This window comes from Companilactobacillus insicii (genome assembly GCF_003946015.1).
GTDB classification, from domain to species: domain Bacteria; phylum Bacillota; class Bacilli; order Lactobacillales; family Lactobacillaceae; genus Companilactobacillus; species Companilactobacillus insicii.
Window position 1 is genome coordinate 1 of the sequence record NZ_RHNU01000001.1, and the last position, 26,206, is coordinate 26,206.

Annotated in this window: 30 protein-coding genes and 1 other annotated feature; of the genes, 27 read left to right on the forward strand and 3 right to left on the reverse strand. The window is 34.5% G+C overall.

Going from position 1 to position 26,206, the window contains the following annotated elements:
- Positions 1-144 precede the first annotated feature (144 nt).
- The gene (locus EKM79_RS00005; protein WP_125565081.1) at positions 145-336 is read right to left on the reverse strand and encodes a hypothetical protein; all 192 of its coding nucleotides are present in this window, start codon (positions 334-336) and stop codon (positions 145-147) included.
- Positions 337-533: 197 nt separating this feature from the next.
- Here EKM79_RS00005 and EKM79_RS00010 point away from each other — a divergent pair, with 197 nt between their 5' ends.
- The 15 genes from EKM79_RS00010 to recN all read left to right on the forward strand — a co-directional run bounded on the left by EKM79_RS00010 (position 534) and on the right by recN (position 12,526).
- Entirely contained in the window at positions 534-1,919 is a 1,386-nt protein-coding gene (locus EKM79_RS00010) for a carboxylesterase family protein (protein WP_125565082.1), read from the forward strand.
- Positions 1,920-2,083: 164 nt separating this feature from the next.
- Entirely contained in the window at positions 2,084-2,347 is a 264-nt protein-coding gene (locus EKM79_RS00015; protein ID WP_125565083.1) for a hypothetical protein, read from the forward strand.
- A 101-nt stretch (positions 2,348-2,448) separates the two neighbouring features.
- Positions 2,449-4,014, forward strand: a complete 1,566-nt coding sequence (locus EKM79_RS00020; protein ID WP_125565084.1) for a glycosyltransferase family protein — start codon at positions 2,449-2,451, stop codon at positions 4,012-4,014.
- Between the two features lie 52 nt (positions 4,015-4,066).
- Positions 4,067-4,133: a sequence feature (ribosomal protein L21 leader region), on the forward strand.
- A 10-nt stretch (positions 4,134-4,143) separates the two neighbouring features.
- Complete coding sequence (gene rplU / locus EKM79_RS00025; protein ID WP_025024022.1) at positions 4,144-4,455, forward strand: 50S ribosomal protein L21; 312 nt, start codon at positions 4,144-4,146, stop codon at positions 4,453-4,455.
- Positions 4,456-4,457: 2 nt separating this feature from the next.
- Positions 4,458-4,802, forward strand: a complete 345-nt coding sequence (locus EKM79_RS00030; protein WP_125565085.1) for a ribosomal-processing cysteine protease Prp — start codon at positions 4,458-4,460, stop codon at positions 4,800-4,802.
- Between the two features lie 13 nt (positions 4,803-4,815).
- Positions 4,816-5,088 carry a 50S ribosomal protein L27 gene (gene rpmA, locus EKM79_RS00035; RefSeq protein WP_125565086.1) on the forward strand — a complete coding sequence of 91 codons (273 nt, stop codon included), beginning with the start codon at positions 4,816-4,818 and terminating at the stop codon, positions 5,086-5,088.
- A 140-nt stretch (positions 5,089-5,228) separates the two neighbouring features.
- Positions 5,229-5,792 (forward strand): elongation factor P, encoded by a 564-nt coding sequence (gene efp / locus EKM79_RS00040; protein WP_125565087.1) that lies wholly within the window; start codon positions 5,229-5,231, stop codon positions 5,790-5,792.
- A 23-nt stretch (positions 5,793-5,815) separates the two neighbouring features.
- Positions 5,816-6,235, forward strand: a complete 420-nt coding sequence (locus EKM79_RS00045) for an Asp23/Gls24 family envelope stress response protein (protein ID WP_125565088.1) — start codon at positions 5,816-5,818, stop codon at positions 6,233-6,235.
- Between the two features lie 5 nt (positions 6,236-6,240).
- A complete protein-coding gene (nusB, locus tag EKM79_RS00050) occupies positions 6,241-6,648 on the forward strand; it encodes a transcription antitermination factor NusB (protein ID WP_246005585.1) in 408 nt (135 codons plus the stop codon).
- A gap of 43 nt (positions 6,649-6,691) precedes the next feature.
- Positions 6,692-7,558 carry a bifunctional 5,10-methylenetetrahydrofolate dehydrogenase/5,10-methenyltetrahydrofolate cyclohydrolase gene (locus EKM79_RS00055; RefSeq protein WP_125565089.1) on the forward strand — a complete coding sequence of 289 codons (867 nt, stop codon included), beginning with the start codon at positions 6,692-6,694 and terminating at the stop codon, positions 7,556-7,558.
- Positions 7,542-8,900 (forward strand): exodeoxyribonuclease VII large subunit, encoded by a 1,359-nt coding sequence (xseA, locus tag EKM79_RS00060; protein ID WP_125565090.1) that lies wholly within the window; start codon positions 7,542-7,544, stop codon positions 8,898-8,900. The genes EKM79_RS00055 and xseA overlap by 17 nt, the downstream gene beginning before the upstream one ends.
- Entirely contained in the window at positions 8,893-9,132 is a 240-nt protein-coding gene (locus EKM79_RS00065; protein ID WP_125565091.1) for an exodeoxyribonuclease VII small subunit, read from the forward strand. Before xseA ends, EKM79_RS00065 begins: the two co-directional genes overlap by 8 nt.
- Before the next feature lie 2 nt (positions 9,133-9,134).
- A complete protein-coding gene (locus tag EKM79_RS00070; protein WP_125565092.1) occupies positions 9,135-9,983 on the forward strand; it encodes a polyprenyl synthetase family protein in 849 nt (282 codons plus the stop codon).
- Entirely contained in the window at positions 9,984-10,817 is an 834-nt protein-coding gene (locus EKM79_RS00075; RefSeq protein ID WP_211331249.1) for a TlyA family RNA methyltransferase, read from the forward strand.
- A gap of 11 nt (positions 10,818-10,828) precedes the next feature.
- The gene (recN, locus tag EKM79_RS00080) at positions 10,829-12,526 is read left to right on the forward strand and encodes a DNA repair protein RecN (protein ID WP_125565094.1); all 1,698 of its coding nucleotides are present in this window, start codon (positions 10,829-10,831) and stop codon (positions 12,524-12,526) included.
- On the opposite strand, the gene EKM79_RS00085 is transcribed toward recN, so the two are convergent.
- Positions 12,518-12,841, reverse strand: coding sequence for a hypothetical protein (locus EKM79_RS00085; RefSeq protein ID WP_125565095.1), 324 nt, complete (start codon positions 12,839-12,841; stop codon positions 12,518-12,520). The two genes, recN and EKM79_RS00085, sit on opposite strands and share 9 nt — an antisense overlap.
- 178 nt (positions 12,842-13,019) lie before the next feature.
- Here EKM79_RS00085 and gmk point away from each other — a divergent pair, with 178 nt between their 5' ends.
- From gmk to EKM79_RS00135, 10 genes are all read left to right on the forward strand, one after another.
- Positions 13,020-13,631 (forward strand): guanylate kinase, encoded by a 612-nt coding sequence (gene gmk / locus EKM79_RS00090; protein ID WP_125565096.1) that lies wholly within the window; start codon positions 13,020-13,022, stop codon positions 13,629-13,631.
- A 4-nt stretch (positions 13,632-13,635) separates the two neighbouring features.
- Positions 13,636-13,890 (forward strand): DNA-directed RNA polymerase subunit omega, encoded by a 255-nt coding sequence (rpoZ, locus tag EKM79_RS00095; protein WP_025024034.1) that lies wholly within the window; start codon positions 13,636-13,638, stop codon positions 13,888-13,890.
- An 81-nt stretch (positions 13,891-13,971) separates the two neighbouring features.
- On the forward strand, positions 13,972-16,386 hold the full coding sequence (gene priA, locus EKM79_RS00100) for a primosomal protein N' (RefSeq protein WP_125565097.1): 2,415 nt from the start codon (positions 13,972-13,974) through the stop codon (positions 16,384-16,386).
- Between the two features lie 24 nt (positions 16,387-16,410).
- Positions 16,411-17,367: a methionyl-tRNA formyltransferase gene (gene fmt / locus EKM79_RS00105; RefSeq protein ID WP_125565098.1), complete on the forward strand. Its 957-nt coding sequence runs from the start codon at positions 16,411-16,413 to the stop codon at positions 17,365-17,367.
- On the forward strand, positions 17,357-18,682 hold the full coding sequence (gene rsmB / locus EKM79_RS00110) for a 16S rRNA (cytosine(967)-C(5))-methyltransferase RsmB (protein WP_125565099.1): 1,326 nt from the start codon (positions 17,357-17,359) through the stop codon (positions 18,680-18,682). Before fmt ends, rsmB begins: the two co-directional genes overlap by 11 nt.
- A gap of 19 nt (positions 18,683-18,701) precedes the next feature.
- Positions 18,702-19,442, forward strand: coding sequence for a Stp1/IreP family PP2C-type Ser/Thr phosphatase (locus tag EKM79_RS00115; RefSeq protein WP_125565100.1), 741 nt, complete (start codon positions 18,702-18,704; stop codon positions 19,440-19,442).
- A gap of 3 nt (positions 19,443-19,445) precedes the next feature.
- The gene (pknB, locus tag EKM79_RS00120; RefSeq protein WP_125565101.1) at positions 19,446-21,395 is read left to right on the forward strand and encodes a Stk1 family PASTA domain-containing Ser/Thr kinase; all 1,950 of its coding nucleotides are present in this window, start codon (positions 19,446-19,448) and stop codon (positions 21,393-21,395) included.
- 1 nt (position 21,396) lies between these two features.
- Positions 21,397-22,287 carry a ribosome small subunit-dependent GTPase A gene (rsgA, locus tag EKM79_RS00125; protein ID WP_125565102.1) on the forward strand — a complete coding sequence of 297 codons (891 nt, stop codon included), beginning with the start codon at positions 21,397-21,399 and terminating at the stop codon, positions 22,285-22,287.
- Positions 22,288-22,310: 23 nt separating this feature from the next.
- The gene (rpe, locus tag EKM79_RS00130) at positions 22,311-22,979 is read left to right on the forward strand and encodes a ribulose-phosphate 3-epimerase (protein WP_125565103.1); all 669 of its coding nucleotides are present in this window, start codon (positions 22,311-22,313) and stop codon (positions 22,977-22,979) included.
- Position 22,980: 1 nt separating this feature from the next.
- Positions 22,981-23,640 carry a thiamine diphosphokinase gene (locus tag EKM79_RS00135; protein WP_125565104.1) on the forward strand — a complete coding sequence of 220 codons (660 nt, stop codon included), beginning with the start codon at positions 22,981-22,983 and terminating at the stop codon, positions 23,638-23,640.
- Positions 23,641-23,739: 99 nt separating this feature from the next.
- Here the strand turns inward: EKM79_RS00135 and rpmB are convergent, their stop codons facing one another.
- The gene (gene rpmB / locus EKM79_RS00140; RefSeq protein ID WP_010019437.1) at positions 23,740-23,925 is read right to left on the reverse strand and encodes a 50S ribosomal protein L28; all 186 of its coding nucleotides are present in this window, start codon (positions 23,923-23,925) and stop codon (positions 23,740-23,742) included.
- 176 nt (positions 23,926-24,101) lie between these two features.
- Here rpmB and EKM79_RS00145 point away from each other — a divergent pair, with 176 nt between their 5' ends.
- Both EKM79_RS00145 and EKM79_RS00150 read left to right on the forward strand, forming a co-directional pair.
- The gene (locus EKM79_RS00145; RefSeq protein WP_025024042.1) at positions 24,102-24,470 is read left to right on the forward strand and encodes an Asp23/Gls24 family envelope stress response protein; all 369 of its coding nucleotides are present in this window, start codon (positions 24,102-24,104) and stop codon (positions 24,468-24,470) included.
- A gap of 66 nt (positions 24,471-24,536) precedes the next feature.
- A complete protein-coding gene (locus EKM79_RS00150; protein WP_164505961.1) occupies positions 24,537-26,174 on the forward strand; it encodes a DAK2 domain-containing protein in 1,638 nt (545 codons plus the stop codon).
- The last annotated feature ends 32 nt before the right edge of the window (positions 26,175-26,206 follow it).

The following is a 26,206-nucleotide window of genomic DNA, read 5'->3' on the forward strand; positions in this document are numbered from 1 at the left end:
AAGATTGGATCATATTTTGTCATAAAAAATGCCCTACAATCGTTAGATTTCTTGTCTAACAATTGTAGGGCACTTCATTATTCGATATCGTCTCTTTTTTTGCGTATATAAAATATTGAAAATAAAAATAGACTACAAAGTAGTCTATAAATTACTGCTATCTAATTCTGTTTTACGTTCTCGAATGATTTCTTCTAATTCCTCGAGATCCTCAGTGGTAGATTTATTTCTAATGAAACTACGCGCTGAAGAGCGCATGGCAATGTAGTTTGCACGTTCTCGGTTTTTATTGTGCCATTTTTTGTTAGCACGCTTTTGAGCTTCTGTTAAGACCATTTGTTACCTTCTCCCTAATAAATGTGTCCAAGAAATTATATACAAGCTCTATAAATTAAACAAGTTTATTCTTAAATGTGATCAATATTTAAAAAGAAATTTATTGAAAACCTATTCTTGTTGAATGCTATCTATTAGTCTACAATGTTAGTCAATATAAATGTGTGTGTAATTTTTCAATAGGGGGTTGATTGTGAATGGAAAAAGTCATTAAAACAACAACTGGTATCTATCAAGGATATGAAGAGAATGATCATGTGAACTTTTTAGGAATTCCATTCGGATATGGACGTCGGTTTAAGCGTGCGGAAGAATATTATGTTGATGATCCTCAAAAAATAAATTTAGCAGTTCGCCCCGGAACTCAGCCAATGCAAGATAAGGCCTTGGAAAAAAATGAATTACATTTTGGAGAAAATTGCTTAAATTTAGATATTTCAACTCCAAATGTTAAGGGTAAATTTCCAATTGTTGTGGAGTTCTATGGTGGCGGCTTTTTACATGGTGGTAACATAGTCAAAAATATGCCATGGCTGGATGAACAACAAGTTGTACACATTATGCCTAATTATCGATTAGGATTGTTTGGTTGGGGTACAATTTCTAACGGAGAAACAAATGTTGGACTATCTGATCAGTTAATGAGTTTAAGATGGATAATTGATAATGCTGATAAATTTGGTGGAGACGCTAATAATATTAGTTTAGTTGGACTTTCTGCAGGTGCCAAGTCAATTGCGGCATTGATGGCTTCAAATTCAAAATTACTTGATAAGATTAAAAAAATAATTTTATTCAGCGGATCGTTTCAAACAATTAGAAATATGGAAACATCTCAAATGGTAACAAATAGATTTTGTAAGACAAATAATATTTCAACAGATAAAGATCTTTTAAATTTGACCGATGATGGGCTTTTAAGCGTTCAGCAAAAGACAATTGGAGAACACATTGCAACAAATTGGTTTGGTCCGGTAGTCGATAATGATTTAATTTCAGATAATTGGTTGAGCGTGCTAGCTCAACGTGTTCAAAGGACTGATTTTAAGTCTTTAATTGGTGCGGGCAGTAATGAGCAAGAAAAATTAGATCAGTACAATTTATCCAAGCTTAAAAATAATATTATTCCTGATTTGTTCGGAAGAAATGCAGATGTCATTTTAAAACAACTATCCAGTACCAATAATGGGGATCAAAAGTCTTATTTGATTAAGTTGATTGGGGAGGCAATGTACAGCTATCCAGCATACCGATCACAAAAGTTTTTGTCTGAAAATGGTGCTGAAGTGTATGGTAACTATTTCACGGTATTAGGCGGTAGTCATGGTGGAAATATTGAGTATTTAAATACACCGACTAAAGAGTTAAATATCGAATTTCGGAAAAACCGTAATTATTATTTTCAATTGGTTATGGATTTCTTATTAAATGACAAGCCATATAATGACGAAATAAAATATGAATGGCCCTTATTTGATGAAAATCAACTAGTCATGGAATTGGATCCAGATGATTTGAGCAGCGTTTCAATGATAAGTTATCAATGGATCAAGAATATGCCATGGCAGAATTATAAACTATAATTTTTTTCTTTAGAAACGTGGTATAACAATGATTCACTAATTTAATAAAAAAAATAATATTGCAATGTTAGAATTTTAATTTTACAATAAAACCGTTGTGCTTAAAGTTTAAGAACTATAACATGTTATTTTAGTTGGTTCTTAGGATTTTAGAGGTGGGATGCTTGAAAAGGGAGTATTCATTTTTTATAACAGTAGCTTTTATAATCATAGATTTAATTGTTTCTGTATTAACTCAACTCAATGTTATTAGCGATAAGATTGGTATTGCTACTGGGATTGGATTGATTGCTATTTTAATCTTGATAACCAAGGTACTAACTAAACTAGATATGAAAAAGGGAAAAAATGCTTTTTCTTTTCTAGTCGCAGTATTTGTGTTTTTAATTTTAGGGCCAATTGTTATAGCTTCATCATTGGCTGTTTAAAAAACTGGATATATATATATATTAAGGATTGGGACATAAATGTTTAGTCTCAATCCTTTTTTAGTATAATTTAGTAAGTATATTTTTTGTGAGGTATCAAAATGTCCGCTTCAGCTTGGAAAAAGATAATTTTAGGTTCTACGTTTGTAATTTTAAGTACTTTCTATACCTTTTTGGTATTTGTTCATGGCGATGTTAATTGGAATCTTTTGTTTGGTATCGAACGAATTAAAAGTTTGGAAAATGTACTTGTTTCTCCAATCAATTTCAATTACTGGAATCATTTTGGTAGTCAGGTCAATCTTTTTTTGCCATGGCTAACATTACTTCCATTGTGGCCGATATTTCAAATTAATAATGTGATGATTAGTTATACACTACTTATTTTTATTATTAATATTTTGACATTTTTAAGTTCCTATTATTTTTGTCAGAAGTTGTTTTCTAACACCCTACAATCCTTTTTATTTTCAGTTATTTATACATTATCTCTTACAAGATTTAATTTTATTATGGACAATAATATTACTAATTATTTAGTACTTATATTTTTGCCAATGGCGTTTTACGGATTGTTTCAGATGATTGATGGTAGATTTAATCAATGGCCATATTTTGCTTTAGGGATGTCCTTAATAGGTTTAACAACACCTTGGATGGTTCTAAGTATGGGATTTATTTCTGTTATTATGATTGCTTTAGCTATGATACTAAGAGATACTCTAAACCTTAAATATTGGGGAAGGATGCTATTGTTTTGTTTTGAATCGTTGATAGCAGTTGTTATTTCAACTTTGGGATATACGCTACCGATGATCGAACAGGGTGATTTTTACCAAGAAAAGATCAAATCCAGTTTTATTGAAATCAGTAAATTTGATTTTAACAATTATTACAATAGTACCCAGAATAAGTATCTATTAATGTCAGCTGCTTTTTTAGTATTAGCTGTTATTACAATATGTTTTTTTAACAGCAAAGTTTCAATTAAGACGTCAATATTTGGAATAATAGTTTCGGGTTTACTTTCAACTGATTTAATTCCGTGGGGTGAAATAAAGATATTTGATTTTACAAAGATCACGTTTTATTTCTGGATTGTTTGTATATCTTTGATATGCCTATTTACCAGTTATTTACTCGCAATGATTGTGAGAAACAAATCGTCACTACTAAAATTGTCAATTTTAATACTTACAGTATCGATGAGCAGCATATCGCTATATGTTAGTTCTAATAACTTATCAAGTGGCAATTTTCCAATTCAAAGAGTTTCATTTAATAGAGACTTGATAGTTCATTCGCCATCTAAATTGTCCAATTCTGATGTGTTTATAGTCGACGGAAAAAAAGATAAGTTACCAATAAAGACTGACGGAAATTATTTTGAATTCAAATATTATGATCCTAAGTCTATTACCATTGATGTACCAATTATTGCGTATGAAAATAGGACAGTGCAAATTAATAATGAAACAATCAACTCAAATGTGTCTAAGCGTGGTACTGTGCAGATTCATACACAACCTGGTGCGAATATTGTTCAAATTAAGTATAGTTACTCTAGACTTGCAAAGATTTCATTAATACTAAATTTTTTTGGATTATTGGCATTGTGCTGGTTGATCCTAAATAAAGGCAGATGGATCATTAGAAAAATTGTTTAAATAGTTGAAAAAAATTGTGATGTTTGCTATATTTTATTAGTTGCAATCACTATTGCATCTACAACCGCTCAAAATTAGGTTTAAGCTTCGGCACCTAACTGGCGAGTCTTAGAAAGGAGTGTACACACTATGTACGCAATTATTAAAACTGGTGGTAAGCAATATAAGGTTGAAGAAAATGACTCAATCTTTATTGAAAAACTTGATGTTAAAGAAGGGGACGCTGTTACATTTGACGATGTAATTCTTGTTTCTGACGGAGACAGTGTTAAAGTTGGAGATCCTGTAGTAAAGGGTGCTTCAGTTACAGGTAAAGTTGAAAAGCAAGGTAAGGACAAGAAAGTCGTTACTTACAAATACAAACCTAAGAAGCATTCACATACTAAGACAGGTCACCGCCAACCATATACTAAGGTACTTATCGACAGTATCAAAGGTTAATTATGATTAGAGCAAGTTTTCACCAGAATGATAAACAACAGATTGACTCATTTCTGATTAAGGGACATGCTGATTCAGGGCCATATGGTCAAGATTTGGTTTGTGCTGCTGTTTCGGCAGTAACAATTGGTACAATCAACAATCTGGAGAAGCTTACTAAGGCCAGTCCTCAGGTTGTTCTTGATGAGGTCAACGGTGGCCATTTAGGCTGTCGCTTTAATGAAGAGGTGTCACATGATACCGCTTTGCTATTGGATAATTTGTTTTATATTCTAAAGGATATTCAAGATAGTTATCCGCAGAACATTAATGTTCAAACTACAAATAAAATTATAGATCTTGCTTAAGGAGGTAAATCTCATGCTTAAAATGAATTTACAATTTTTCTCTCACCATAAGGGTGGTGGATCAACTTCTAACGGCCGTGATTCAGCTGGTCGTAGATTAGGTGCAAAACGTGCTGATGGTCAATCAGTTTTAACTGGTGGAATCATTTACAGACAACGTGGAACTAAGATTCATCCTGGTGAAGGCGTTGGCCGTGGTGGCGACGATACATTGTTCGCACTTAAAGATGGTATTGTTAAGTTTGAAAGACTTGGCAAAGATAGAAAGAAAGTTTCAGTATACTAATTCTTATATCTTACTAAAAAAGAGGACATTGTCCTCTTTTTTTTATATAATTATCTAGAAATATTGCCATTAACAACGAAATATTGGTAAGATAATATGTAAAGTGTTTTTTAACGATTAATCAATTGAGGAGAATAAAAATGTCAATTTCAGTAAATGATTTTAAAAACGGTTTGACTATTGAAGTTAAAGATGGAATTTGGCGTGTTATTGAATTCCAACACGTTAAACCAGGTAAAGGTAGTGCTTTTGTTCGTTCTAAGTTAAAGAACTTGAGAACTGGTGCTGTTCAAGAAATGACTTTCAGATCCACAGCTAAGGTTGAAAAAGCTACAATTGACAATAAGAAGATGCAATATTTATATGCAGATGGTACAAACCATGTATTTATGGATATGAATACTTATGAACAATTGTCACTTCCTGCAGAACAAATCACAGAACAATTGAAATATTTGAAAGAAAATATGGAAGTTAATGTTTTGATGTACGGTGGTGAAACACTTGGTGTTGATCTTCCTAATACTGTAGACTTGAAGGTCGCTTCTACTGAGGCCTCAATTAAAGGTGATACGCAATCAGGTGGTTCTAAACCAGCTACTATGGAAACAGGTGTTGTTGTCCAAGTACCATTCTTCGTTAACGAAGGTGATATGCTAACAATCAACACAACAGATGGTACATATATTTCACGTGCCAACTAATTTTTGATTATGGAGATAAGTTTATGGCTGAACAAAAGTATGTTTCTCTACAACAAGATAGTGGAAAAGTAAAAGGTAACGTTGAAATCTCACATCAAGTTATTGAGATTCTCTTAGGCATTGCTACAAACCAAGTAGAGGGTGTCTATGAAATGCGTGGTACTCTTTCCAACAGAATTGATTCACTTTTTGGTAGAATCAATCATGGAAAGGGTGTCGACGTAGTTTTTGATGATGATAAGATTTCTGCAAATGTGTTCGTCTATTTAGAATACGGCGTATCAATTCCGAAAGTATCATTGGAAATTCAAAAATCAGCCATCGAACAACTTGAATTCATGACCGATTTAGCACTAAAAGAAATCAACGTACATGTTGTAGGTTTAATCGCTAAGAAAGAATCTGGCGAAGTAGAACGTGTAACAACGGATAAAAAGGAATAATACTAGTGAGTATAAATAGACATAAGATAAGAGAACTTGCTGTTCAAACTCTTTTTTCCATTGAGACTACTAAAGATGATCCAGACACAGCTATTGCGTCAGTAATGGAGCTTTCAGACTTAGCGGAGCAAGATGTGCCTGATTATTTGAATTTCTTAGTTTCAGGAACCATTGAAAAGCAAGATGAATTGGATGAAAAAATATCTAAATTTTTAAAGAATAAGTGGACTATCGGACGTTTGTCACGAATTGATCGTGCAATTTTACGCGTCGGTTTGTTTGAAATGGAAAATAGTCTCGAAGTTCCAAAGAAAGTTGCAATTGATGAGGCCATAGAATTAGCCGGTGAGTTCGGCGATAAAGATTCAAAGGCTTTCATAAATGGAATTCTATCTAACTTTGTTGAAGGGTAAAGGCTGGTCTTTTGGACCAGTCTTTTTATATGGTGAATTATAAATGAAATTATTAGACGGAAAAGTAGTAGCTAGTGCATTAGACGAATCGATGGGTAAACGTGTTGCAGCGTTGAAAGAGCAAAATATTACTCCAGGATTAGCGGTAATATTAGTTGGGAACAATGGTGCAAGTTCAGTATATGTAAGAAATAAGAAACTCCGTGCAATTAAATTAGGCTTTAATTTTCAACTGATACATTATGAGGAAACTGTAACTGAAACTGAGATATTAAATAAAATTGATGAATTAAATCATGATGAAAATATAGATGGATTTATAGTACAATTACCTTTGCCAGATCAAATTGATGAGGAAAAAGTTATTAAAGCAATTGATCCTAAAAAAGACGTTGATGGTTTTTCTCCAGTGAACGTTGGTAATTTATGGATCGGCGATTCAACTATTAAGCCAGCGACAGCTGACGGAATTATTAAGATGTTGGATTATTACAATGTTAGATTAAAGGGAAAGAATGCAGTTGTTATTGGTAGAAGTAATATCGTTGGTAAACCAGTTGCTGCATTATTGTTAGAGCGCAATGCAACCGTAACTATCTCACATATTTTTACAAAGAATTTACCAGCAATTGCCAGTCAAGCTGATGTGTTGGTTGTCGCTATTGGTGATCCTCGGTTCATTGATAGTAAATACATCAAAGAAGGTGCTGTTGTAGTTGATGTTGGTATGAACCATGATGAAAATGGTAAGTTATGTGGTGATGTTGACTTTGATGATGTTAAAGACAAAGTCAGTATGATTTCTCCTGTACCCGGTGGTGTTGGCCCAATGACAATTACGTCTCTTATGGATATGACAATTGTATTAGCCGAAGAAAGAGCAAAAAGAATAAATGGATCAAAAGGATAATTCACAATACTTAACGGTAACTGCATTAACACAATATTTAAAACGTAAATTTGACGTGGATCCCTATTTGGGACACGTCTATTTAATGGGTGAAATTTCTAATTTTCGTCCAAGACCGAATTCACATCAGTATTTTTCTTTAAAGGATAATAAGGCCAAAATTTCTGCAATAATGTTTAAATCTGCTTTCAGTAAAGTCAAATTTGTACCTGAAGAGGGTATGAAGGTACTTGTGAGGGGCAGAATATCTTTGTATGAGCCAAGTGGCTCTTATCAAATATACGTGGAGTCAATGGAGCCCGATGGGTTAGGTGCGCTTTATTTGGCTTTAGAGCAATTGAAGAAAAAATTAGCTCAACAAGGTGTTTTTGATTTACCAAAAAAAGAAATATCTAAATTTCCAAAGAAAATTGCAATCGTAACCAGTCAATCAGGTGCTGTCATCCATGATATTATGACGACTGTGGAACGTAGATGTCCAATAGTTCAACTAGTATTATTTCCAGCGCAGGTTCAAGGTGATGAAGCCGCAAAGACAATTGTTAAACAAATTAAAAGGATTAATGAGTTGGGTAGTTTTGATACCATTATCATTGGTCGTGGTGGTGGTTCGATTGAGGATCTATGGCCATTTAATGAAGAAATTGTTGCCCAAGCAATTGTCTCAAGCCAAATACCGGTTATTTCTTCAGTAGGTCATGAAACAGATACTACTATTGCTGATATGGTGGCAGATTTGCGTGCAGCAACGCCAACAGCTGCTGCTGAATTAGCGACGCCAGTTTTAAGAGATGTATTGCTACATCTGCAGGATTTAAATGTTCGAATGTATAATGCTCAAAATAAAATTATTCAGAATTATCGCGATCAAGTAGATAATTATTCTAAAAACGGATACTTGCAACATCCAGAGCGTATTTATCAAGTTTATGTCCAAAAGTCAGATATGCTTGCACAAAGGCTTCAAAAATCTATGTCTGATCGTATAAATGAAGTTAAACAAGAATTGTATGACAAAGAAAATCGATTAGTTAGAAGTTCACCACGTGATCAGTTACACTATTTTGACACTATGGTAAATAATTTAACTCAACGTATGTTGACTTCAGTTCGCCAACTGATTAATAGTAAAAGGAATAGATTTGGCAATAATGTTGGAGCATTAGATTCGTTAAGTCCGTTGAAGACGTTAAGTAGAGGTTATGCAATTCCAACGAACAAAGATAATAAAATTTTAAAAAGTACTGCGGACTATAAAGTTAATGGAGAAGTTGAATTGAAAGTTATCGACGGGACTGTTACTTTAGTTACCAAGGATATAAGTGAGGAAAATAATGGCTGAGAAGAAAAAGACATTTGAAGATAATCTGGCAGATTTGGAAGATATCGTAACAAACCTTGAAGCTGGAAACGTTCCGCTAGAGGAAGCAATGGAAAAGTTTAAAAAAGGTGTAGCTTTAAGTAAGAGCCTTGAAAAAACTTTAAATAATGCTGAAAGTACAGTTACAAAGATAATGCAACAAGATGGAACGGAAGATAATCTAACTGACGATAAGACTGAGGGTAAGGAATAGTCATGGATATTAAAGATTTTAAAAAATTTCATGAGAAAGTGTTGCCTGAATTCAACGAGTTTTTAAATAACAAAATCAATTCAGAAATCAAGCAGCCAGTTCTTCGTGATTCAATGCTTTATTCAATTGATGCTGGTGGTAAGCGTGTGCGTCCAATGTTGATGCTAGCGGTTGTTTATTCATGCGGAGTTAAGTTAGAAGACTTGCACGAATATTACGATATTGCCGGTGCAATTGAGCTAATTCATACCTATTCGTTAATTCATGACGATTTACCAGAAATGGACAATGATGATTATCGTCGAGGGAAATTATCAAATCACAAAAAATTTGGCGTGGGTCCTGCAGTTCTAGCAGGTGACGGATTATTGACACAAGCATTCTATTGGATTGCTAAGTCTAGTTTAGATACAAGTAAACGTATGGCTGCTGTCAGAATCTTGGCACATAATGCTGGTCCAATGGGGATGGTTGCCGGTCAAATGACAGACATCACTAAAGAAGATCGTCAATTGAATGAAGAAGAATTAACGGATCTTCACAGACAAAAAACATCTGACCTAATTGTTGCAGCAATTACTATCGGTGCCTTTTGTGCAGATCATAGTTTGTCTACTAATTTAGTAGAGTATGCAAATAAAGTTGGATTAGCTTTTCAAGTGAAAGACGACTTGGATGATTTTGGAAGTAAGGAAGACATTGACAAAAATACTTTTCCTAATTTAATTGGTGAAGATGCAACTAAACAAAGATTACATGGCTTAGTAAAAGATGCGTTGAATGCAGTATTGAAGGAAGAAAAGTTTGATAAAAACTTGATGGTGAGTTTTTTGGACTATTTTAAGGATTAGGTGAAAAGATTGGCAAAAAAAAGAGTAGATGTTTTATTAGTGGAACAAAATTTATTCGAGTCACGTGAACAAGCAAAGCGTTCTATTATGGCGGGAGAAGTATACAATCAGGATAATTTGCGCTTTGATAAGCCAGGTGAAAAAATTGATCCAGACACAATCCTTCACGTTGTTCAAGGAGCACATAGTAAATATGTGAGTCGCGGTGGATACAAATTAGAAAAAGCTGTGAATTCATTTGGAATCGATTTGACTGACAAGATTTGTTTAGATATTGGTTCTTCAACTGGTGGATTTACTGATGTTGCTTTACAAAATGGAGCAAAATTAGTTTATGCTTTGGACGTTGGATACAATCAGCTGGCTTGGAAGCTCAGAAGTGATGATAGAGTTGTTGTAATGGAACGTGTAAACTTTCGTTACAGCAAGCCTGAGGATTTTCATAAAGGGTTGCCACAGTTTGCAATGACAGATGTTTCTTTTATATCTCTTGAATTGATTTTGCCACCGATGTTTAACATTATTTTACCTGGATCGGAAGCCGTCTGCTTAATTAAGCCACAATTTGAGGCTGGTCCTGAGAATGTTGGAAAACATGGAATTGTTCGCGATCATAAAGTCCACAAAATGGTACTGGAAAAGATATTAGATTTTGCAAAAGAAACAGGGTTTATTGTTAAAGGATTAGATTTTTCACCTATTAAGGGTGGAGAAGGTAATATTGAATTCTTAATGAATATAAAAAAACCAGAAACAGATCAAGAAGGCGAAATCTTAGACAATGTATCTATAAGTGATACTATGGAAGCTGCTTATTCAAGTTTGAACAAATAGGTGAAGTATACATGCTGAAAGAATTAATAATTAATAATTTTGCTATCATTAGTGAATTACAAATTGATTTCAAAAGTGGAATGACATCTTTAACAGGTGAAACAGGTGCTGGTAAGTCTATTATCATTGACGCGTTGGGCCTGTTAGTAGGTAGTCGCTCTTCTGTTGACTTTATTCGTACAGGTCAAGATAACTTAAAAGTGCAGGGATTATTTGAAGTCAGTTCAAATAGTCCTGTTTTTGCTATTTTGGATAAATACGGAATAGATCATGCAGATAAGTCTATAATTATAAAGCGTGAAATAAATCGTAAGGGACGTAATGTTTGCCGATTGAATGAAGAATTAGTTAATACAACAACTCTGAAAGAAATTGGCAAATACTTAGTCGAGATACATGGCCAAAATCAACAGCAGGAATTATTAGATGAAGACAATCATATTGATATTTTGGACAAATTTGCGGATGAAAAGCTAGAACAGCTCTTAATTCAATATCGAGAATTATTTTATTCATATCAAGAAAAAAGGGCTAGACTTCGTGCAATTCAAAAGGATTCACAAAATTTAGCTCAAAGAATTGATATGCTAAAATTTCAGACTGAGGAAATTGATAGTACACAAATCAAGCAAGGTGAGGATGATCTTCTAGAAGAAGAAAAAAATCATTTGGCTAATTTTGAAAAAATAAGTAGTGCTTTGCAAGAAAGTTATCGTACTTTATCTGAAAATAATATTGGAGTTGTTGATGCGTTAGGTAGTGTTCGTGAACAGTTGGACGATATTAGTGGTTATGACAAAGTATATAAGGAATTATACGATTCCATTAATGGAGCTTACTACCAAGTTCAGGATGACATGTCGACAATTTCTGACCAGTTAGATAGTCTGGATTTTGATGAAGGTCGATTAGATGAAATTCAAAAACGTCTGATAGTATTAGATAATTTGAAGAAAAAGTATGGACCTACTCTTGATGAAGTTATTCAGTTTGGGATTGAGGCCCATGATGAGTTATCTAAAATTGATATTGATGACTCAGCGGAAGCAAAGCTGGTTCAAGATATTAAAGATGATCAAACGATGTTAATGAAGCTTGGTAAAGAATTATCTGATGAAAGACATCAGGTAGCAACTGGATTGGAAAAGGCAATTAATTATCAACTAAAAGAGTTGTATATGAAAAATGCTAGATTTGATGTTGGCTTTAAAACGTTAAATGAGGATTCATTAACTGAAAAGGGTATTGATCAAATTAGATTTAACTTAAAAACTAATGTTGGTGAAGATTTCAAGCCTTTAGCAAAAGTAGCATCTGGTGGTGAATTGTCACGTGTTATTTTGGCATTCGAAGCAATCATCGCTGAAAAAATGAATGTGGAAACGATAATTTTTGATGAAATTGATACCGGTGTTAGCGGTCGTGTAGCCCAAGCTATTGGTGATAAGATATATCGAGTTGCTCAAGCTGTTCAGGTTCTATGTATTACTCATTTACCACAAGTTGCTGCAATGAGTGATCGTCAATTCCAGATAGAAAAAAAGACCACTAAGAACAAAACTTCAACTTCAGTTTCGTTACTTAATGATCATGAAAGAATTGATGCAATATCGTTGATGTTGGCTGGTACTAAGGTTACAGATCTTACCAAGGAACATGCTCAAGAGTTACTTGAATTAGCTCAAGGTGAACAGAAGAGGCTAGATTAAGTTAATTGATTTGATTTGACTTAATTCAATGATTTTGAAGAATGAATTATTTACTTTAAGAATATATTTATTTTTATTGATTCGTCTAATCAGCTTGCCATGAAACTGTTCATCGTTTACCATAGTTACAATAATAGAATATTGTTTTTGAAGACTTTGTCTAGCAAAGATATCGAGTTGCTTAAGAGGCATTTGCTTGAGTTGGGAAGCTGTTCTGCCAATCTTGAAATCAAAGTTTCTGTCAATAAATGTGGCAGTACTACTAATAATGGTTTTGGCTAGTGTGTTATTAATGTGCGATTGTTTTACTTGCATGTTTGGAACCCTCCCCGAACGCTTGTTTGTGTCTCTATTATACGAACCTCTGTTCGTTTAAGCAACTATATTTTAATTTTTCTTAATTTATTTTTCTTTCTAACGGCTCAAAGTCTTGAAAACACAATGAATCTATTGCATTATAGATATCATAATATAGATAAGTAGGGATAGTTAAATGTCAACAAGGGGAATGTTAATCGTATTGTCAGGTCCTTCCGGTGTGGGTAAAGGAACTGTTAGAAAAGCAATGTTAAAGAAGTCATCAATCAGATTTGATTATTCAGTTTCGATGACCACTCGCAATATGCGACCTGGAGAAGTTGATGGGGTCGATTATTATTTCCGAACAAATGAAGAGTTCGAAGAAGAAATTAAAAATGGTGGAATGTTGGAGTACGCTAAGTACGTTGACCATTATTATGGTACGCCTTTGAAATATGTTAACGAAAAATTAGATGCAGGTATCGATGTGTTGCTGGAAATTGAAGTTAATGGTGCAATGCAAGTTCGTGAGAAGATGCCTGACGGCGTATTTGTGTTTCTTACACCTCCTGATCTTCCAAGTTTACGTCGTCGTATTACACATCGTGGAACAGACGATATTAAGACGATTGACAAACGAATGGAACAGGCAAAAAAGGAAATTGAAATGATGTCAAACTATGACTATGCCGTAGTTAATGATAAAATACCTAATGCAGTCAAAAAAATTGAAGGTATAATTAGAAGTGAACACTTAAGAGTGCCACGTGTAATTGACAAATATAAAAAAATAATAGGAGAATGATAATATGATTATTTATCCATCAATCGACAAATTATTAGATAGAGTGGACTCACGTTACTCCTTAGCTGTATTGGCAGCTAAGAGAGCTCATGAATTAGAGAACGGTGACATTGAGTTGTTAAGCAAGTATGAATCACCAAGAACTATTGGTAAGGCATTCGAAGAAATTGCTGATGACAAAATTGAAATCGATCCTAACTCAATCCTTCTTGAAAAAGAAGCTGAAAAAGTTGAAGAAGAGAAAAAAGAAGAAGACTAAATAATTATTTCCTTCACTGATTGTCGACAAGATGATAGTGAAGGATTTTTTGTTAGTAGATTAATTAGGTGGTGAGAAGTTATGACAGTTGCAGAAGTCGTCGTTGATGTTCCGACCATGCAGACCAATCGGCCGTTTGAATATGCAATACCTGATCAACTAGAAAATGTTGTAGTTCCAGGTATGAGAGTAGAAGTTTCATTTGGTCGTGGTAAAAGAAAAGTTCAAGGTTTTGTTATGAAAGTTAAGGATAAGAGTAACTTCTCAGGAAAACTTAAACCGATCAACCGTGTTATTGATGTACGTCCAGTACTAACTCCTGAAATGTTAAAACTGTCGTATTGGTTAGCAGATCAAACTTATTCTTTTCAAATATCTTGTTTACAGACTATGTTACCTAGTGTTATGCGTGCAAAGTATAAGCAATTTGTTGAACCAAAAGAAGAATATGTAGACGATCCTGACGTAAATAAATTATTGGACGGACATGAATCCTTAGAAATCACATCTCAAACGACGGATGAAACAATTCAAATCATTAATCATTTAAGGCGCCAGAATAAAATTGAAATTAACTATGTGGTTGAGAATCAAGCTAAGCAATTACATCGTCAAGCTGTGACTACCGAACTGAATCCTATTCAATTACGTGAAAAAAGGAAAGAACTGCGTAGTAACGCTAAGTCACAATTAAAACTGATTAATTTTTTGATTGACCATTTGAATGACTTACCATTTGAAATGAGTGAACTAGAAAGTAGTGAAGATATTAGTCGTTCAACCATAAAAACAGCTGAAAAAAATGATATTTTAAAAATTGTAGAAATCACAAAAAGACGTAAACCTGTTGGGATTACGCCAGAGAAGACGACAAAATTAAATCTTACAGATGAACAGCAACAGGCAGTTGATATGATTACTACTGCAATTGATAAATCTCAACCAGAAACATTTTTAATTGAAGGTGTTACTGGTAGTGGAAAAACAGAAGTATATTTACAATCAATTGAACAAGCGTTGAATCAAGGTCGTTCAGCATTAATGTTAGTTCCAGAAATTTCATTGACACCACAAATGGTTAATCGTGTTACTGGTAGATTTGGTAATAAAGTGGCAGTTTTGCATAGTGGATTGTCTAATGGTGAACGATATGATGAATGGTCACGAATTGAGAATGGCAGTGTAAAAGTTGTAGTCGGCGCTCGTAGTGCTGTTTTTGCGCCATTAAAAAATATTGGACTGATTATCATTGATGAAGAGCATGAAGCTAGTTATAAGCAAGATGATAACCCACGTTATCATGCTAGGGATGTTGCACAATGGAGAGCTCAGCAACACAAATGTCCGGTAGTTCTTGGAAGTGCAACACCTAGCTTAGAATCCCGCGCCCGTGCTCAAAAGGGTGTTTATCAACTTATCTATATGAAAAAACGTGTTAATGACCATCCACTTCCACATGTTCAGATTATCGATATGCGAGATGCTGAAAATTCAGCTGTAAAGGGTGATATTTCCCCTTTGTTACAAGATAATTTGTATCGTGCAGTAAAACGTGGTGAACAAGCAATAGTATTACTTAACCGTAGGGGATACTCATCATTTATGATGTGTCGTGAATGTGGATTTACTTTAAAGTGTCCCAATTGTGATGTTTCGCTAACGTACCATAAGGATTTATCAAAGATGAAATGTCATTATTGTGGCCATGAGGAGCCAGTTCCAACTGTTTGTCCAAATTGTCAAAGTACTAAAATTGGATTTTATGGTACTGGTACACAAAATATTGAGCGTCAATTAAATGAATTATTACCACAAGCTCGAGTTTTGCGTATGGATGTTGACACGACACGTCGTAAGGGTGCACATGCCAAAATTATTAAAGCTTTTGGGGATCACAAGGCAGATATTTTATTGGGTACACAAATGATTGCTAAAGGCTTAGATTTTCCGGATGTTACGTTAGTTGGAGTGGTAAATGCTGATACAACGTTAAGTATCTCGGATTATCGTGCGAGTGAGAGAACATTTCAGTTATTGACACAAGTAAGTGGTCGAGCAGGTCGAGCTGATAAAGAGGGACATGTAATTATTCAAACTTATAACCCTGATCATTATGCAATTAAAGATGCTGCGGTACAGGATTATGAAACTTTTTATAAACAAGAAATGTATTTGCGTCATCAATCTAATTACACACCGTATTATTTCACCACTTTAATTAGTGTTTCTCATAAAGATGAAGGACAGGCGCTTAAGCAAAGTTATTGGTTGAAAAGACAATTACAATCAGCGTTGTCAGATCATTCAATACTATTAGGTCCAAGTCCTACGATGATTTCTCGTAAACAGAATAAATATTATTACCAAATTATTGTAAAATATAAGAATGAGCCACAATTGCATCAAAAATTACTAGATATTTTAAATGATACTCAAGCAGATACAAAAAAAGGTTTTAATATTGCAATTGATAATGAACCACAGCACATTGATTAACGTAAATAAAGTGAGGAATATTAAATGACAAATGTTATATTCTTAGGAACTCCTGATTTTGCAGCAACTGTCTTAAAGGGGTTACTTAGAGAACAATACAATGTTATTGCGGTTGTTACACAGCCTGATAAGCCAGTTGGCCGCAAACAAAAATTACAAAAGAGTCCTGTTAAAATAATTGCTGAGGATGAAAATATAAAGCTTTATCAACCAGTTAAATTACCGGGAAGTCCAGAAGTTGAGGAACTAATAGCATTAAATGCTGATTTGATTATTACGGCTGCTTATGGCCAATTTTTACCAACTAGTTTTTTGAAATCAGCAAAAGTTGCGGCAATAAATGTTCACGGTTCATTGCTACCCAAGTATCGTGGTGGAGCACCAATCCAGTATTCATTACTAAATGGTGATAAGGAAACTGGCGTAACTATAATGTATATGGTCAAAGCAATGGATGCTGGTGATATCATTAGTCAGGAGAAATTACCGATTGATAATAATGATGATAATGGATCATTGTTTGAGAAACTAGCTATTGTAGGTCAAGAATTATTGTTAGATACTATTCCTAAGATTTTAAGTGGCAATATTCACCCTATTAAGCAAGATGAAGATAAGGTTATCTTTTCACCAACCATATCTAAAGAACAAGAACAATTAGACTTTGGACAAAGTGCTATTCAAATTTTTAATCATATACGTGCACTAAGCCCTGATCCAGGAGCTTGGGCCATGTTTAATGGTCAGAGAACAAAGTTTTATAAGAGTGAAGTTGTAGATATAGATACCGATCAAGATGCCGGGACAATCTTTGAAATCACAAAGAAAAAATTAGTTGTTGTTGCTGGTGATGGCAAAGGGTTATCTATTAAGAAAATACAGCCTGCTGGTAAAAAAATTATGGAAATTGCCAATTACATTAATGGAACGGGCAAGAATTTAGAGAATGGACAGAGAGTGGTCGAAATTAATGAAAAATAATAATCCTCGTGATTTAGCAGTTGAAGTATTGACAAGAGTTTTGCAAAATAAAGCTTATTCAAATATTGAGATAAATAATGTTTTAAAAAATTCAGAATTGTCTGAACCAGATTCTAGACTTATGACAAATATAGTTTATGGAGTCCTTCAACATAAACTAACATTGGAGTATCAATTGAAGCCATATGTAGGTGGCAAGGACTTGGATCGTTGGATCAGAGTTTTACTAATGACTGCGATTTATCAAATGCAATATTTGGACAAAGTTCCTGTACATGCTATTTTTAATGAGTCTGTTAATGTCGCTAAAGGTAGAGGTAGTCAAGGTATTGGTAATTTGGTTACAGCTGTGTTAAGAAATTATCAGCGACACGGTGCACGTCCTGTTCCTCAAGATGACAGTATTGAATCAATGAGTATTCGATATAGTACACCCGAGTGGCTGATTGAATTATTTATTAAGCAACAGGGATTAAATAAAACCAAAGAGATTTTAGATAATATTAATGATCCGTCACACATATCAATTAGAGTAAATACTAATAAGACTACTTTGAAAGAATTGGCAAGTAAGTTGTCAGAACAAGGATTCGAAATGAAACCTAGTCGTGTTTCTCCAGTTGGATTGATTTGTCACAGCGGTAATTTAGTGGATACCGAAGAATTTCGTGAAGGATTATTTACTATTCAGGATGAAAGTTCGATGATAGTTGCACCAGCACTGGATGTTCAACCTGACGATAGAGTTTTAGATACTTGTGCAGCACCAGGAGGTAAGACAACACATATTGCCAGCTATCTAAAAGACGGTTCGGTTATGGCCTTGGACATTCATAAACGTAAAACGAGATTGATCCAAGAAAATGCCCAGAGATTAGGTTACGGCGATATAATACAGACTAAGGCACTTGATGCACGTAAGGCTAAAGATGAATTTGATGAGGAATTTGATCGAATTCTTGTTGATGCACCATGTTCTGGATTGGGATTGATTCGCCGTAAACCAGAATTGAAATATTTTAGAGATCCTGAAGATTTGATGAATTTACAACGAATTCAGTTATCCATTTTGGACAGTGTTACTGGTTTATTAAAGATTGGCGGACAATTAGTATTTAGTACTTGTACTTTTGATGCAGAAGAGAATGAGGATGTTGTAATGAAATTCTTGAATGCCCATGAAAATTACGAGTTAGTACCTGTTAAACATGAAAAATCGCTTGATAAAAACGTAAATGACGGTGTTTTAAAGTTACTTCCAAGTGATTATTTCACTGATGGATTTTTTGTAGCCGCGTTTAGACGAAAAAAATAATGAGGTAAGGTTTAGAAATATGGACTATGCGTTATTAACAGATGTAGGAAAATTGCGAGAAAATAATCAAGATTATGTCAATGTTTTTAAAAACAAAAGGGGTATTGTCTTTGGTATTGTTGCTGACGGTATGGGAGGCCATCGCGGAGGTGACGTAGCATCTGATATGGCCGTTTCTCATTTAGGACATAATTTTGAAGAATCCGAGATAACTGATTTAGAAGATCTACGTGAATGGGTTCTAAAAGAAATTAGTAAAGAAAATGATCGAATAGTGTCAGTTTCAAATCAATTTGATGATTTGAACGGAATGGGAACGACAATGGTAGGTGTTTTCTTTGTTGGGGAAAAAATGATGGTTGTGAACGTTGGTGATTCTCGTTGTTATGTTTATCATGACGATGAACTAAAGCAATTAAGTGTTGATCATTCATTAGTTCATGAGTTATTAGAAACCGGTCAAATTAGTCCGGAAGAGGCTGAAAATCATCCTCAAAAAAATATCATCACTCAAACATTAGGCGTATCGCAAACAGTACAGCCACGTGTTAAGAACTTCGATATCATAAACGATTCAATAATTTTATTGTGTACTGATGGACTTACTAATATGGTTCCAGAAGATGAAATCAAATCAGTTCTTACACAAAAAATCGGATTAGAAGCTAAATGCCATATCTTGATTGATAAAGCCAATCAAGCAGGTGGACGTGATAATATTACGGCACTACTTTTTGCTTCTGGAAATGGAGGTAGATAGTAGATGGACAAAGGTTACCTAGTTGGTGGTCGTTATCAGATCCTAGGTACTCTTGGTGAGGGTGGAATGGCTAATGTATATTTAGCAAATGACACCGAACTTAATCGTAAAGTTGCAGTAAAAGCTTTAAGATATGATCTTCAGGATGATGAATCTGTCAAAAGGAGATTTGGACGTGAAGCCAAGGCTACTAGTGGTCTCTCTAATCCCAATATTGTTAATGTTTTAGACGTTGGCAATGACAACGGGTTGCAATATATTGTTATTGAATATGTTGACGGTCCTAACTTAAAAAAATATATAAAAACACATTTTCCAATTCCGTATCACGAAGTTGTAGACATCATGCAACAGATTTGTTCAGCTGTTGCTGATGCACATGATCATGGAATTATTCATCGTGACCTTAAACCGGAGAATATTTTAGTTGATACTTCTAAAGAACCTATTCAAGTGAAAGTTTCTGATTTCGGTATTGCCCTTGCATTGAGTGACAGGTCGATAACTAGAACCAATTCATTGTTGGGTTCAGTGCACTACATGTCACCTGAACAAATTCGAGGTAGGTCTGCCACCGCTTTATCTGATATTTATGCTCTAGGTATAATATTATTTGAGCTGTTAACAAAACATGTACCTTTTACCGGAGATACAGCTGTAGCTGTGGCTCTTAAGCATTCTAAAGAAGATATTCCTGACTTGAAGGAAATTGATCCTAATATTCCACAACCACTTGAGAATGCAGTTTTGAAGGCTACAGCCAAAGACCCTAAGCAGCGTTACCAATCGGTAAGAGAGATGCATGAAGATTTAAGTACTTGCCTATTACCGGAACGTGCCCACGAGACCAAATTTGTTCCGCAACCATTGAATGATATGGATGAAACAAAGGTGATTCCTTCAATAGATGATGAAGAAGAAAGTAAACCGCTCCATAAAAAAAATAATCACCGAAGAAATATAATTCTTGCTTCATTAATACCATTGGCACTAGTTTTCTTTTTGATTTTTATGGTTATAAAAGGAAATGAGGAGACAACGGTACCGGACTTACAGAACCTAACAGTTAAACAAGCAGATGTTATGCTGAAAGGTTCAAATTTACAAGTTGGCACTATTTCTAAGGAAAATAATGATGATGTAGAAGCTGGCCATGTTATTAAGTCAATACCAGCTAAGGGTTTAAAACTTAAAAATAACGCCAAAGTAAGCCTTGTTCTGAGTTTAGGTGCTACTTACTATAAAATGCCAGAGTTAGTAGGTAAAGAGTATGATGATATTTCTGATAATCTAAAAAAACGTGGCTTTGACGTAACAGTAAAACATGTAGCAACTAATCAGTATGAGGCCGGCGTGATTACAAAGCAGAGTATAAAAGCTGGCAAAAAAGTTGTAACTAAGAATAAGAAGCTTACTTTAACAATTGCTAAAACTCCAACGGCTAGACGTAAGGTTACTAAGGTAAGAGATCTTACAGGTTATAATCTTAAGAGTATACAAGATTATGCTAGTGAAATTGGAGCAACATTAAATGTCAGTTATGATTATTCTGATACAATTGAAGATGGCGTGATGATTAGTCAGAACCCTACGCCTGGAAGTGTGATTAATCGAGGCGATACTCTTGCCGTTGTCATTTCCAAGGGTAAGGACCCAGAGAGTAATTCTAACAATGACAATGAAAAAGATAAGGAAGATGATGATTCATCGTCCTCAGCAACTAAGCCAGTAACAAAGGAAGTAACGATACCATTTGATTCAAGTAACAGCAGTAATACTATTACAATTTATATTTCTGATGCTACACATAGTATTAATACTGTATATAAATCAATGAGCATTTCTCAAGATACTATGCAAACCTTAGTATTTAATTTAAAGAGTGGACAGACTGGTTCTTATAGCATTGAACGTGATGGTAAACAAATTCTGTCCGGCTCAGTAAGTGGGTAATATGGATAAAAAGGGAAGAATTATCAAGTCAATTAGTGGATTTTATGATGTGTTGGATAATGAAAATCATGAATTGGTACGCACTAGGGCTCGAGGTAATTTTCGAAAACGTGGAATTAAGCCAGTCGTTGGTGACTTTGTAAAGTATGATTCTACTGGTGATTTAGGTTATATTTTAGAAATATTGCCAAGAACAAATAGTTTAGTCCGTCCACCTATTGCTAATGTTGATCAAGCAATAGTGGTAACTTCTTCAGTTGAACCCAATTTTTCTAGTAATTTATTAGATAAAATTTTGGTTAATATTGAACATAATGATATTAAGCCATTAATTTATTTGACCAAAACCGATTTACTTGATGAAACTAAATATCAAGAAATTAAAATGATATTTGATGGTTATCATCGCGCAGGATATACAGTTTTTACTGATCGTGACGCATATAATCAGCAGCAGATCAATAGATTAGAAGAACATTTTGCCAACAAAGTTACTGTTTTTACAGGACAGTCCGGTGCAGGTAAATCAACATTACTTAATCATATTAATCCAGATTTAGCATTGGCCACTGCGGAAATATCACAAACACTTAATCGTGGTAAACATACAACTAGACAAGTTTCTCTATTTGAAATTGCAGACGGATTAGTTGCTGATACGCCAGGTTTTTCCTCCATTGAATTGATTAACATAGAGAAGGGGGAACTTCCAACACTATATCCAGAGTTTTTGGAGTATAGTGGAGAATGTAAGTTTCGAGGTTGTAATCATGTTAATGAACCAGGATGTATGGTTAAAGAAAAAGTTGCTGATGGGACTATCATGAAGAGTCGCTATGACAATTATCTTTACTTTTTAAATGAAATAAACTCTTATAAAAAGAGATATTAATAAAGTGTAGAGGAGTAGTTTATATGACAACAAAAAAAATTGCACCATCAATTTTATCCGCTGATATTATGAATCTTGAGCGCGATGTTAAGATGGCTGAGGCAGCAGGAGCAGATTTATTCCATATCGATATCATGGATGGACATTTTGTTCCTAACATGTCGTTTAGTCCGAGTGTTGTAGAGGGAATGAGACGTGTGACTGACAAGCCTTTAGATGTGCACTTAATGATTGATAACCCCGATGAATATATTAGACCAATCGTTGAAGCCGGTGCGGATACAATTATGATTCATACTGAAAGCACTAAGCACATTTATCGTTCAATTGACCTAGCAAAGAGTTTGGGTGTTAAAGCTGGAGTTGTTGTTAATCCTGGAACTCCTCTAGAGAATGTTAAAGAACTATTTCCAATTATTGATCAAATATTAGTTATGACAGTTAATCCAGGATTTGGTGGTCAAAAGTTTATTCCAGGAATGACTAAGAAAATTCAAAGATTAGACCAATTACGTCAAACTTCTGCAGATGATGACTTCGAGATTGAAGTTGACGGTGGAATTAATGAAGAAACGATTGTTAAATGTGCTCAAGCAGGAGCTGATATCTTTGTTGCAGGTTCATATCTATACAATGGACAAGCAGGATTTGAGGATCGTGTTAATACTCTAAAAAAGCTAGTGGAAGACTAATATGAAGCGTGTAAACATTTTGCTTGGTGGACCAAAGAGTGAGTACCCTGATGAGTTGTCAAAAAGTATCAAGGCCATACCAGGACCTTGGGTTGGAGCTGATCGAGGGGGGGTATATCTAATTGCTCACGGGATATTACCAGACATTGCAATTGGTGATTTTGATTCAATCAACAAAAAAGAACAAAAATTATTAAGAGATAATGTTACTGATTTTCAAAAGTATCCTCCTGAAAAGGATGATACGGATTCAGAGTTGTGTATCTTAGCCGCAAAAGAAAAGTTTAATGCATCGGAATACTATATCTATGGTGTAACCGGTGGTCGTATTGATCATTTCTTAGTTAATTTGTTTTTACCATATGACAAACGCTTTTTGAGTTTTTATGATAAGTTATATTTTAAATCTGCCACCAATACAATTAGGTTTTTTAGACCTGGAAGATATACTGTTTATCATGAAGAAGGTATGAAGTATATCGGATTTGTTAATCTTGGTCCGGTAACGCATTTAAATATCGTTGATGCTAAGTATAAATTAGACGATTTTACTGCCATGCATCCAGTTAGTTGGGCAAGTAATGAGTTTGTCAAAGATACTATTGATTTTGGTTTTGAGAGCGGCATAGTTGCTGTAATACAATCAAGAGATAAAAAATAAAAAGAAATTCCAATTGCGGAATTTCTTTTTATTTTCTTTAGACACAAAAAAAACTAGCAAACGAAATTTGCTAGTCTTTTTTAGTTAATTATATGATAATTATACTCTAGTAACTTTTCCTGATTTCAAAGCTCTAGCTGAAACCCAAACGCGTTTAGGCTTACCATCAACCATGATACGAACTTTTTGCAAGTTTGGCTTCCAAGAACGTTTTGATTGATTAAGAGCGTGAGAACGTTTGTTACCAAACACTGTCTTACGGCCTGTAATAATATCTTTTGCCATGGGACCGACCTCCTTTGGCTACATGTTTTCTTAAAATATCACCTGACTAATTTACCATAAACTAAAAATAAAAACAATAGTTGAATAATAATGTGTCATAAATCTTTAATTCAAAATCCTGCTATGATAGAATTTTAATGTTTATGATAGTTAGATCCAAGATAGGAGGATCCCAAATGGCAGTTACAATAAAAACAAAACATGGTGAAATTGATGTTTCAACTAATACCGTTTCGACAATTGTTGGCGGTGCCGCATTAGATATCTATGGAATTGTAGGTATGGCAAGTAAGAATCAACTACGCGACGGGATGAACACAATTTTGAATCGTGAAGATTTCTCACGCGGAGTGGTTATTCATCAAGAGGATGATAAAATTGCCGTTGATGTCTACATAATCGTGGGATATGGTATTAAGATATCCGAAGTTGCAAAGAATTTAAAAGAAAAAGTAAAATATAACCTAGAAACAATGCTTGGAACACCAGCTGGCACTGTTAATGTGTATGTTCAAGGAATAAAAGTTCTAGATGACATTAAATAGGTATTACGCTAGTTGGAGGGGAAACTTTTGAGCAAAGAACTTATTACAAAAACTGAATTTTCCGATATGATCCGTGTTGCATCACACAGGCTTGAGAAGAATGCAAAGTTCGTTAATTCACTAAATGTATTTCCAGTGCCTGATGGAGATACTGGAACAAATATGAGTTTGACCGTTCAGAGCGGTTTTAAGGCTGTAAATGAATCTGAGAGTATGCATGTAGGAACACTAGGTAAAGCACTTGCTAAGGGCTTGCTAATGGGTGCACGTGGTAACTCAGGTGTTATTACTTCACAATTATTTAGAGGTTTCTCAAAAAGTATTGAAGCTAAAGAAGAATTAAACTCAGATGATTTGGCAAAAGCTTTTGATGATGGTGTCAAAACAGCTTATAAAGCAGTTATGAAACCAGTTGAAGGAACTATTTTAACAGTTGCTCGTTTTGGTGCTGAGGCTGGAATTAAGAAGTCTAAAGACACAAAAGATGCAGTTGAAGTTATGAAGGCAGTTGTTAAGGGTTCTAAGGTCGGACTTGAGAAGACTCCATCACTATTGCCGGTCTTAAAAGAAGTCGGAGTAGTCGATTCAGGTGGTCAAGGACTTGTATTTATTTATGAAGGTTTTCTTGAAGGACTGTCAGGTGAGGCCAGTGATGAGGCTTATACCCCTGATGAAACAGAAATGAATGAAATGATCAATGCTACTCATCATCAATCAGTACAGGGCCAATTCAATACCGATGAGATTGAGAATGGTTATTGTACGGAAATGATGGTTGAGTTAGGACAAGATTCAACGTCCGACGAAAAATTTGATTATGATAAATTTCGCAATTACTTGAGTGAAATTGGTGACTCATTGTTAGTTGTATCTGATGATGAAGTTGTTAAAGTTCACGTCCATACTAATTTTCCAAGGAAAGTTTGGGCAGCTGGTAGAAAATACGGTGCTTTAACTAAAATTAAAATTGATAATATGAAAATCCAACATGAAACTATTGTTGAAGATGATGAAGAAACAACTGCTGCACCGGCAAATAACAAACCAGTTGATTATGCAGTTATTGCAGTCTCCTCCGGTGAAGGTTTATCTAAATTATTTGAAAGCCTCGGTGTAACTAATATTATCAGTGGTGGACAAACTATGAATCCATCAACTAATGACATTGTGGATGCAATAAATAATGCCAATGCAAAGCGCGCCATTGTATTACCAAATAATGGGAATATAATTATGGCAGCTAAACAAGCAGCTGAATTGGTTAATATTCCGGTCGCAATTGTAGCTTCAAAGACGATTTCTCAAGGTATGACTGCTATGCTGTCATTCAATCCTGAAGCAGAATTGGACGATAATAAAGATAACATGGAAGATTCCTTAGATACTGTCAAAAGTGGTCAAATAACACAAGCTATACGTGACACCGAGATTGATGGGTTAAAAATCACAACAGGGCATTACATGGGAATAGTTGATGGTAAAATCTTAGTAGATGATCCGGATATTATTTCAGGTACTGAAAAAATGCTCGATAAGATGATTGATGATGATAGTGAAGTTATTACTATTCTTGTCGGTCAAGATGGTAATCAAGAAGATGCGCAAAAATTTGCTGATTACTTAGACGATAAGTATGCAGACTTGGAAACAGAAATTCATCAAGGTGATCAACCTGTATATCCCTATATGGTTGCTGTTGAATAGTTAATTAAATCAAACAAAATGAGACTGGGATT

Excerpts from the sequence above, each read along its gene's own strand:
- EKM79_RS00005 (WP_125565081.1), bottom strand. The coding sequence starts at position 336 with ATGGTCTTAACAGAAGCTCAAAAGCGTGCTAACAAAAAATGGCACAAT.
- EKM79_RS00010 (WP_125565082.1), top strand. The coding sequence starts at position 534 with ATGGAAAAAGTCATTAAAACAACAACTGGTATCTATCAAGGATATGAA.
- EKM79_RS00020 (WP_125565084.1), top strand. The coding sequence starts at position 2,449 with ATGTCCGCTTCAGCTTGGAAAAAGATAATTTTAGGTTCTACGTTTGTA.
- rplU (WP_025024022.1), top strand. The coding sequence starts at position 4,144 with ATGTACGCAATTATTAAAACTGGTGGTAAGCAATATAAGGTTGAAGAA.
- EKM79_RS00030 (WP_125565085.1), top strand. The coding sequence starts at position 4,458 with ATGATTAGAGCAAGTTTTCACCAGAATGATAAACAACAGATTGACTCA.
- rpmA (WP_125565086.1), top strand. The coding sequence starts at position 4,816 with ATGCTTAAAATGAATTTACAATTTTTCTCTCACCATAAGGGTGGTGGA.
- efp (WP_125565087.1), top strand. The coding sequence starts at position 5,229 with ATGTCAATTTCAGTAAATGATTTTAAAAACGGTTTGACTATTGAAGTT.
- EKM79_RS00045 (WP_125565088.1), top strand. The coding sequence starts at position 5,816 with ATGGCTGAACAAAAGTATGTTTCTCTACAACAAGATAGTGGAAAAGTA.
- EKM79_RS00055 (WP_125565089.1), top strand. The coding sequence starts at position 6,692 with ATGAAATTATTAGACGGAAAAGTAGTAGCTAGTGCATTAGACGAATCG.
- xseA (WP_125565090.1), top strand. The coding sequence starts at position 7,542 with ATGGATCAAAAGGATAATTCACAATACTTAACGGTAACTGCATTAACA.
- EKM79_RS00065 (WP_125565091.1), top strand. The coding sequence starts at position 8,893 with ATGGCTGAGAAGAAAAAGACATTTGAAGATAATCTGGCAGATTTGGAA.
- EKM79_RS00070 (WP_125565092.1), top strand. The coding sequence starts at position 9,135 with ATGGATATTAAAGATTTTAAAAAATTTCATGAGAAAGTGTTGCCTGAA.
- recN (WP_125565094.1), top strand. The coding sequence starts at position 10,829 with ATGCTGAAAGAATTAATAATTAATAATTTTGCTATCATTAGTGAATTA.
- EKM79_RS00085 (WP_125565095.1), bottom strand. The coding sequence starts at position 12,841 with ATGCAAGTAAAACAATCGCACATTAATAACACACTAGCCAAAACCATT.
- gmk (WP_125565096.1), top strand. The coding sequence starts at position 13,020 with ATGTCAACAAGGGGAATGTTAATCGTATTGTCAGGTCCTTCCGGTGTG.
- rpoZ (WP_025024034.1), top strand. The coding sequence starts at position 13,636 with ATGATTATTTATCCATCAATCGACAAATTATTAGATAGAGTGGACTCA.
- priA (WP_125565097.1), top strand. The coding sequence starts at position 13,972 with ATGACAGTTGCAGAAGTCGTCGTTGATGTTCCGACCATGCAGACCAAT.
- fmt (WP_125565098.1), top strand. The coding sequence starts at position 16,411 with ATGACAAATGTTATATTCTTAGGAACTCCTGATTTTGCAGCAACTGTC.
- rsmB (WP_125565099.1), top strand. The coding sequence starts at position 17,357 with ATGAAAAATAATAATCCTCGTGATTTAGCAGTTGAAGTATTGACAAGA.
- EKM79_RS00115 (WP_125565100.1), top strand. The coding sequence starts at position 18,702 with ATGGACTATGCGTTATTAACAGATGTAGGAAAATTGCGAGAAAATAAT.
- pknB (WP_125565101.1), top strand. The coding sequence starts at position 19,446 with ATGGACAAAGGTTACCTAGTTGGTGGTCGTTATCAGATCCTAGGTACT.
- rsgA (WP_125565102.1), top strand. The coding sequence starts at position 21,397 with ATGGATAAAAAGGGAAGAATTATCAAGTCAATTAGTGGATTTTATGAT.
- rpe (WP_125565103.1), top strand. The coding sequence starts at position 22,311 with ATGACAACAAAAAAAATTGCACCATCAATTTTATCCGCTGATATTATG.
- EKM79_RS00135 (WP_125565104.1), top strand. The coding sequence starts at position 22,981 with ATGAAGCGTGTAAACATTTTGCTTGGTGGACCAAAGAGTGAGTACCCT.
- rpmB (WP_010019437.1), bottom strand. The coding sequence starts at position 23,925 with ATGGCAAAAGATATTATTACAGGCCGTAAGACAGTGTTTGGTAACAAA.
- EKM79_RS00145 (WP_025024042.1), top strand. The coding sequence starts at position 24,102 with ATGGCAGTTACAATAAAAACAAAACATGGTGAAATTGATGTTTCAACT.
- EKM79_RS00150 (WP_164505961.1), top strand. The coding sequence starts at position 24,537 with ATGATCCGTGTTGCATCACACAGGCTTGAGAAGAATGCAAAGTTCGTT.